The 6980-nt window shown below is 71.0% G+C and carries 7 protein-coding genes; 6 read left to right on the forward strand and 1 reads right to left on the reverse strand.

What is annotated here, in order from left to right:
- Window positions 1-8 precede the first annotated feature (8 nt).
- The gene (locus tag ACFHWS_RS08625) at window positions 9-2354 is read left to right on the forward strand and encodes a 2OG-Fe(II) oxygenase (protein WP_416567956.1); all 2346 of its coding nucleotides are present in this window, start codon (window positions 9-11) and stop codon (window positions 2352-2354) included.
- Between the two features lie 21 nt (window positions 2355-2375).
- On the opposite strand, the gene ACFHWS_RS08630 is transcribed toward ACFHWS_RS08625, so the two are convergent.
- Window positions 2376-3284, reverse strand: a complete 909-nt coding sequence (locus ACFHWS_RS08630) for an SDR family oxidoreductase (RefSeq protein ID WP_282232527.1) — start codon at window positions 3282-3284, stop codon at window positions 2376-2378.
- A gap of 121 nt (window positions 3285-3405) precedes the next feature.
- Between ACFHWS_RS08630 and ACFHWS_RS08635 the strand changes: the two genes are divergently transcribed.
- From ACFHWS_RS08635 to ACFHWS_RS08655, 5 genes are all read left to right on the forward strand, one after another.
- Window positions 3406-3975, forward strand: a complete 570-nt coding sequence (locus ACFHWS_RS08635; protein WP_281552872.1) for a TetR family transcriptional regulator — start codon at window positions 3406-3408, stop codon at window positions 3973-3975.
- 158 nt (window positions 3976-4133) lie between these two features.
- A complete protein-coding gene (locus ACFHWS_RS08640) occupies window positions 4134-4955 on the forward strand; it encodes an SAM-dependent methyltransferase (protein ID WP_281552873.1) in 822 nt (273 codons plus the stop codon).
- A gap of 84 nt (window positions 4956-5039) precedes the next feature.
- Window positions 5040-5984, forward strand: a complete 945-nt coding sequence (locus ACFHWS_RS08645; RefSeq protein WP_416567957.1) for an acyltransferase domain-containing protein — start codon at window positions 5040-5042, stop codon at window positions 5982-5984.
- 137 nt (window positions 5985-6121) lie between these two features.
- Entirely contained in the window at window positions 6122-6400 is a 279-nt protein-coding gene (locus tag ACFHWS_RS08650) for a type II toxin-antitoxin system Phd/YefM family antitoxin (protein ID WP_281552875.1), read from the forward strand.
- Entirely contained in the window at window positions 6397-6807 is a 411-nt protein-coding gene (locus ACFHWS_RS08655) for a type II toxin-antitoxin system VapC family toxin (protein WP_281552877.1), read from the forward strand. The genes ACFHWS_RS08650 and ACFHWS_RS08655 overlap by 4 nt, the downstream gene beginning before the upstream one ends.
- Window positions 6808-6980 lie beyond the last annotated feature (173 nt).

The following is a 6980-nucleotide window of genomic DNA, read 5'->3' on the forward strand; positions in this document are numbered from 1 at the left end:
GTCTGCGCGTGCCAGCATCCCCCGTTACCCCGCCTGACCGACTGGCCGCGCTACTGGGCACCGTTGGCCCGGCTGGCGCGTTCAGCGCACGTCGTACCGCGTCACCCCATGGTCTGAGGCTCGCGGTGCGCGGTGTCGGGCCGATCGCCTTGCCGGCGGCCGCCGAGCAGGCGAAGCAGCTGTGCTCAGTTGGCCGGCCGGCCAGGTTCGGCAAGGGTGAGCAGACGCTGACGGACGCCGGGGTCCGCGACACGTGGGAAGTCCCGACGAGCCTCGTCGACATCGACGAACAGCGGTGGCACGAGACGCTCCACCCGATGCTGGACCAGCTCCGGGCCGACCTCGGCCTGCCGCAGGGGTGCGAGCTGGTCGCCGAGCTGCACTCGATGCTGGTGTACGCGCCCGGCCAGTTCTTCGCGCCACATCAGGATTCGGAGAAGGCCGATGCCATGATCGGCACCCTGGTGGTGACGTTGCCGTCGGAGTCGGCCGGCGGCGTGCTGTCGATTGAGCACGCCGGCCGGACCGGGAGCTACGAATCGTCACCGGACGAGCTGACCTTCGTCGCGTTCTACGCCGACTGTCGGCATCAGGTGTCGCCGGTGACGGCGGGCCACCGGATCGTGTTGACCTACAACCTGTTGCTCGCCGGTGACCCGGTCACCCTGGCCGCCGGCTCGCTGGGCCAGGACCTGGTCACCGGACTGGCCGGCTGCCTGGACGATCACTTCGCGGAACCGACCGACGGGCCCGCCCGGCTGGTCTACCTGCTGGATCACGAGTACACCCAGCGGGCGTTGGGCTGGGACCGGCTCAAGGGCGACGACGTCGGCCGTGCCGCAGCGGTGCGGGCGGCCGCGCAGACAGCCGGTTGTGAGGTCACTCTGGCGTTGGCGGAGCTGCAGGAGACCTGGAGCGCCCTCGACCCCGAGGAATCATGGGGCCGCTGGGGTCGGGGCCGGAGTCGGTACGGCCGGTATCGAAACGACGAGGAACCCAGCGGCGGGAGCGGGTCGGGCGAGTACGAGCTCGAAGAGCTCATCGACTCGTCGATGACCCTCGACTGCTGGCTGGACGAGTCCGGCGAGGTGGTGCCGACGTCGCTGCGGATCTCCGACGACGAGGTGTGTGCCACGACGCCCACCGCGGACCTGTCGCCCCAATCGTCGGAGTACGAGGGGTACATGGGCAACTACGGCAACACGTTGGACCGGTGGTACCGCCGGGCGGCGATCGTCGTGTGGCCACGTCGGTGGACCTTCGCGATCCGTGCGCAGGCGTCGCCAGGCTGGGCCCTCGACCGGCTCGCCGATCTGCTGCGGGCCGGGGACGTCGCCGGTGCCCGGAGCAGCGCCGCCACGCTCGCCTCGTTCTGGCGGGTCACCCCGGCGGCCGGTGAACTTGTCGTCGGGCGGGCGTTGGCGGTCGCCTGGGAGCTCGACGAGCCGGACCTGGCCGCCATGCTGCTCGCGCCGCTGCGGGTGGAGACGCTGGTGCCGGCCGACGCCCCGGTGCTCGCCCGCCTCGCCACCTGCTACGGCGAGTCCTGGACCCGGGATCGGGTCAACGGCTGGTTCGGCCGGAACTGGCTGTCCCGTTCGTCGCTGTTCGACAAGCAGACCCCGGACTGGCTGGCATCGCTGCCCGCGATGTGCGCGGCGCTGCGTGCCACCTCCGACACCGGGGGTGTGCTGGTCGGCCGGCTGCTGGTGGCCGGCGTCTGGTCCGAACTGCACGGCCGGGCCCGAGGAATGCTCGCCTACCCGGCGGCCCGCGACCGGCGCAGGTACCTCGCGGACCTGGGGCCGCAGATCGCCGTCGTCCTGGCCGGTGCCGCCAGCCTCGGTACGGCGGACCTGGCTGACCCGGCGGTCGAGTTCCTCTGCCAGGACGAGGACGACGTGCTTGCCTGCGCGATGTCGACGCTGCGGGCCGCCCGCGCGACCGCACCGGACCAGGCGGGGCAGCAGGTGGCCGGCATCGACACCCTCGCCGCGCACGTCGCCCGGCGGCTTGAGCGGCAGCTCGCCCGGCCGGCTCGGGCCGACGACGACTGGTCGGTGGAACTGCCCAAGGGATGCGACTGTGAGCTGTGCGCCACCCTGGTGGCGTTCCTCGGCGATCCGGCGCGCCGCACCTTCGAGTGGCCGCTGGCCGAGCAGCGCCGCCGCCATGTCCACTCCCGCGTCGACCAGGCTGACCTGCCCGTCGACCATCAGACCCGGCGCAGCGGGCGACCGTACACTCTGGTCCTGCGCAAGACCGACGCGCTCTTCGACCGCGAACGCGAGGCCCGCCGCCGCGCCCAGGAAGACCTGGCCTGGCTCTCCCTGGGCCCGGAGGACCTCGGCTGAGCGTTAATCGCGTCGGGGACGTCACGCCTGGAAGTAGTGCCCGTCGTGCAGGTCGGCGATGAGGCCGGGGCGGCTGGGGGACCAGCCCAGGAGTTCCCGGGTGATCGCGGCCGACGTCGGATTGTCCAGTTGGGCGAACGGCCCGAGGAAGCCGAAGTAGTCGTCGGCTTCCTCGGGGCTGATGCTGCGGACCGGCACGTCGAGGTTGCGGGCGATGGCGGCGGCGATCTCGCGGAAGGGGACTCCTTCGTCGGCGGCGGCGTGCAGGCGGGAGCCGGCCGGGGCCTTTTCGAGGGCGAGCCGGTAGAGGTCGGCCGCGTCGAGCGTGTGCACGGCCGGCCACCGGTTTGTGCCTTCGCCGACGTACGCCGCGTACCCGTGCTGCCGGGCGGCGGCGACGAGGACGGTGACGAAACCGTTGCGGTCGAGCGGGCTGTGCACCGTCGGAGCGAGCCGGACGACGCAGGAGCGCACGTCGTGGGAGGCGAGGCCGACCACGAAGTTCTCCGCGTCGACCCGGTAGCCGCTCGGGAGAGCGTCGTGTTCAGTGCCGGGGCGGTCGACGATTCCGCCCATCGCGAGCATGGCTGTGCCGCCCGTGCCGACCAGCGGCTTGCCGGAGCCGCTCAGACCGTCGGCGAGTGCGTGGAGGGCGGCCAGGTCGGCACCGGCGGCGCCGGTCAGGTCGCCGGTGAGCAGGAGGTCGTGACGGAACGCCAGGTGGATGACGCCGTCGGCGGCGTTCGCTTCGGTGCGCAGCACGTCGAGGTCGGACAGGTCGGCGCGACGCGTCCCGGCGCCCAGTTTCTCGATCGCGGCAGCGGATGCTTCGGAGCGGGCCAGGCCGACGACGTCGTGGCCGGCGGAGATCAGGGCCGGCACGACCGCCGAGCCGAGGTGGCCGGAGGCGCCTGTGACGAATACGCGCATGTTGGTGTTCCTTCGTGAGTACCGATGTCGCCTTGTGACATCACCCTACCTTGTGATGTCACCATGCGACATGGCTTGGATCAAGAAGATGTCGTAGTGTGACATCGGATACCATCGCGGCATGGCCCGCTGGCAACCGGACGCACGCGGCCGCCTGGAGGCGGCCGCCTTCGAGCTGTTCCGTGAACGCGGCTTCGAACAGACCACGGTCACCGACATCGCCACCCGCGCCGGCCTCGACAAACGCACCTTCTACCGGCTCTTCGGCGACAAACGCGAGGCGCTGTTCGGCGGCAGCGAGCAACTGGAGGACCTGCTCGTCAAGGCGGTGACCGAGACGGACGCCGCCCCCTTCGAAGCGGTCGTCGCCGCGTTCCGTCAAGTGGCGGAGGAGATCTTCGCCGACCGTCTCGAGCTGGTCCGGGTGCGCCAGACCATCATCGAGAGCAGTCCCGAGCTGCAGGAACGTGAGCTGCGTAAGATGGGCTCGCTGGCGGCCGCGGTCGTTGCCGCGCTGTGCGCCAAGGGCCTTGACCAGACCGCGGCGACCCTGGCCACCGAGTCGGGTGTCACCGTGTTCCGGGTCGCGTACACCCGCTGGGTCGAGCCCGGCAACCGCGATTCGCTCACCGACCTGATCGCCGAGGTCGCCAGCGAACTACAGGCGATCACCTCGCCTGTTCGACGGTAGTTGCCGCGCGGTACGCTGCCGGCTTGACGGCTGTCGCGGGACGACGGTGCGCCCGCCGGGCCAGCGCACAGTGAACCGTCCAGTAAGCTCGGTCGCCCGTTGGCCGTCGGCGCGACGGCCGACGGCCCGGCGTACTCAACTGGGTTCCGGAGGTTCTCATGGCCGACCACGACGCAACGCTGTTCGACCGGCTCGACACCTCGGTGCCGCATCCGGCCCGCCGATACAACTACTGGCTCGGTGGGAAGGACAACTTCGCCGTCGATCGGGCCTCGGCGGACCAGATCGCGGCGGCCTGGCCGAGCGCGCCGATCGCGGCGCGAGAGAACCGCCGCTTCCTCGGCCGGGCGACCCGGTTCCTGGCCGCCGAGGCCGGGATCAGGCAGTTCCTCGACATCGGCACCGGCCTGCCCACCGCAGACAACACGCACGAGATCGCCCAGGCGATCGCGCCGGAGTCGCGGGTGGTGTACGTCGACAACGATCCGATGGTGATGGTGCACGCCAGGGCCCTGCTGACCAGCACCACCCAGGGTAGAACGTCCTACATCGAGGCCGATCTGCGCGAGCCCGGCAAGATCCTCAACCATCCCGACCTGCTCGCCACTCTGGACCTGTCCAAGCCGGTCGGGCTGATGCTCGTCGCGGTACTGCACTTCCTGCCGGGTCGAGGGGCGGCCGCACCGGTCGTCGCCGAGCTTGTCGACGCGCTGCCGCCGGGCAGCTACCTGGTCGTCAGCAATGCGACCAAGGACTTCCTCCCGGCACCGATCGCAGCGGTCTACGACCGGATGCTGGCTGCCGGGCAGACCGACATCTGGCCCCGGGAACGCGCCGAGTTCGCCGCGCTGGTGGAGGGCCTGGACCTCGTACCACCCGGGATCGGGGTGGTGAGCGACTGGCGCGCCGACGAGCAGGACCAGCCACGTCCGGCGGCAGCCGACGTGTCGGTGTACGGTGCGGTCGCCCGAATTCCCTGACCGCCACACCGGGCAGTGCCATCGCCGGAGGCGAGCCGCCCGCAGCACGCCGGAAAGGGCGACCTGGGCGGTAGCGTCGTCCGGGTGAACCTGGACGAGACCGCCGCCCGGCTCGGGGTACCCGTCGCCGACGTCGAGCGGGTGCACCGGCTCGCCGGTGACCGGCCGTCAGCTCCACTGCCGGCCAGGGCCGACGCGCCCGCAATCCTGGACCGGCTCGCGGTGCGGCCGGACGACGCCGCCGAAATCATGGCCGGCTGGCCGGATCCCGACTCGCCGCTGTGGACGCCGGAGCTGCGCTGGCTGCTCGACCGGACGATCGCCCTGGTCCGGGCCGACCTCGGCGGCTACGGCTGGCTGGCACCCGGCCCGGAGCTGCCCCGCGACCGGGGACCCGCCTGGCGGCACCTCTACGCGTACGCGTACCTGGCCCTGGTCGACGTCGTCCGGGCGTACCACCGCGCCCACGGCATCGCCGACGCCGTGTCCTGGGCGACCCTCGCGGACCTGGGCCGCAACCTCGCCATCGACCGGCGGATGCGTGGCGAGGGCTGGCCGGTGATGCAGGCCTGGCTGACCCTGCACGTGCGCGGCAGCCTCTACGAGCTGGGCCGGCTGCAGCACCACCGCAGCGACAGCGCCATCGAACTGCACATCCCCGACGCGGGGCCGCTGACCCCGGAGGCGGTCAGCGCGTCACTCGACGCGGCCCGCGCGTTCTTCCCCCGACACTTCCCCGACGAGCGGTACGCGGCGTTCGCCTGCGGGTCGTGGCTGCTCGACCCGCAGCTGCGGGAGTACCTGCCGGCGGACTCGAACATCGTCCGGTTCCAGCGTCGGTTCGAGCTGGAGCCGTACCAGGAGCCGGACGGGCCGGACGCCGACGTCGAGGTGCTGCGGTTCGTGTTCCGCACGCTGACCACGCCGCTCGACGCGCTACCGCGCCGTACCGTGCTGCAACGTGCCGTCGTCGACCACCTGACGGCCGGCCGCCACTGGCAGTGGCGCCGCGGCCGATTCCCGATCTGACCACGCCTGCTCTGCGCCCGGCTCGGTAACCGCGACGGCCGAGGCGGAAACGAGGCGGTGACGGCCGACCGGCTGTCTGCTGTCGCCGGATCACCAGGAGCTGGAAGCGTAGAACATCTAGTTCTACACTCGTGTCCATGGAGCGCATCGGTGTCCGAGAGCTGAATCAGAACACGAGTCAGGTGTTGGCTCGGGTGAGTGGTGGCGAGACTGTCGAGATCACCGACCGCGGACACCCGATCGCCCGACTCGTCCCGGTAGGCGACGACCGGTCGGTGTTGGCGAAGCTGGTAGCGGCGGGGCGAGCCGTCGCCCCCACCGGCGGCGGTTCTGTGCCGCTTCCCCCGAAGCTTGGTGACGAGGATGTGGACGTGGCCGCCTCGCTTGTCGCGATGCGTGACGAGGAGCGCTGGTGATCTATCTCGATTCAGCTGCCGTCGTCAAGCTGGTTCGGCAGGAGGTGTGCAGCGCCGACCTTGTCTCCTGGCTCAACAAGCACGACGATGTGCCGCTGGTCTCCTCCGCTCTCGTCGAGGTGGAAGTGCCCAGAGCGCTGCGCCGAGCAGCTCCGCAAGCGTTGATCGGCGTGCCGGCTGCCGTCGGACGGCTGTTCCGACTCGAGATCGACAGCACGATTCGGGCGACCGCAGCCGCGTTCGCCGAGCCGACGCTCCGCAGCCTCGACGCCATCCACCTGGCCACCGCCCAGGTGCTGACCAACGAGTCCGGCACGGCACTCACTGCCTTCGTGACCTACGACCGGCGGCTGCTCGACCATGCCAAGGAAGCAGGACTACCCGTAGCAAGCCCCGGCCAGAACTGACCCACGAAGGCGAGGTACCGCCACCACCGTTACCCAGGGTGTACCGACTTTGCCGGGTCCGCCTTCGCCGCCGCATGGTGGCGTTGCCAGACGCAGGCGATTTAGCCGAGATCTAGGGCGTGTATCAAAGTCGGCCGTGGGCGGGTGACGACTTTCGGCGTGTCGCTGCCCGG

The sequence above is a fragment of the Micromonospora sp. LOL_013 genome, assembly GCF_048060315.1.
Lineage (GTDB): Bacteria > Actinomycetota > Actinomycetes > Mycobacteriales > Micromonosporaceae > Micromonospora_E.

Coding starts and splice junctions, on each gene's coding strand:
- ACFHWS_RS08640 (WP_281552873.1), top strand. CDS start 4,134: ATGGCCGACCACGACGCAACGCTGTTCGACCGGCTCGACACCTCGGTG.
- ACFHWS_RS08630 (WP_282232527.1), bottom strand. CDS start 3,284: ATGCGCGTATTCGTCACAGGCGCCTCCGGCCACCTCGGCTCGGCGGTC.
- ACFHWS_RS08635 (WP_281552872.1), top strand. CDS start 3,406: ATGGCCCGCTGGCAACCGGACGCACGCGGCCGCCTGGAGGCGGCCGCC.
- ACFHWS_RS08650 (WP_281552875.1), top strand. CDS start 6,122: ATGGAGCGCATCGGTGTCCGAGAGCTGAATCAGAACACGAGTCAGGTG.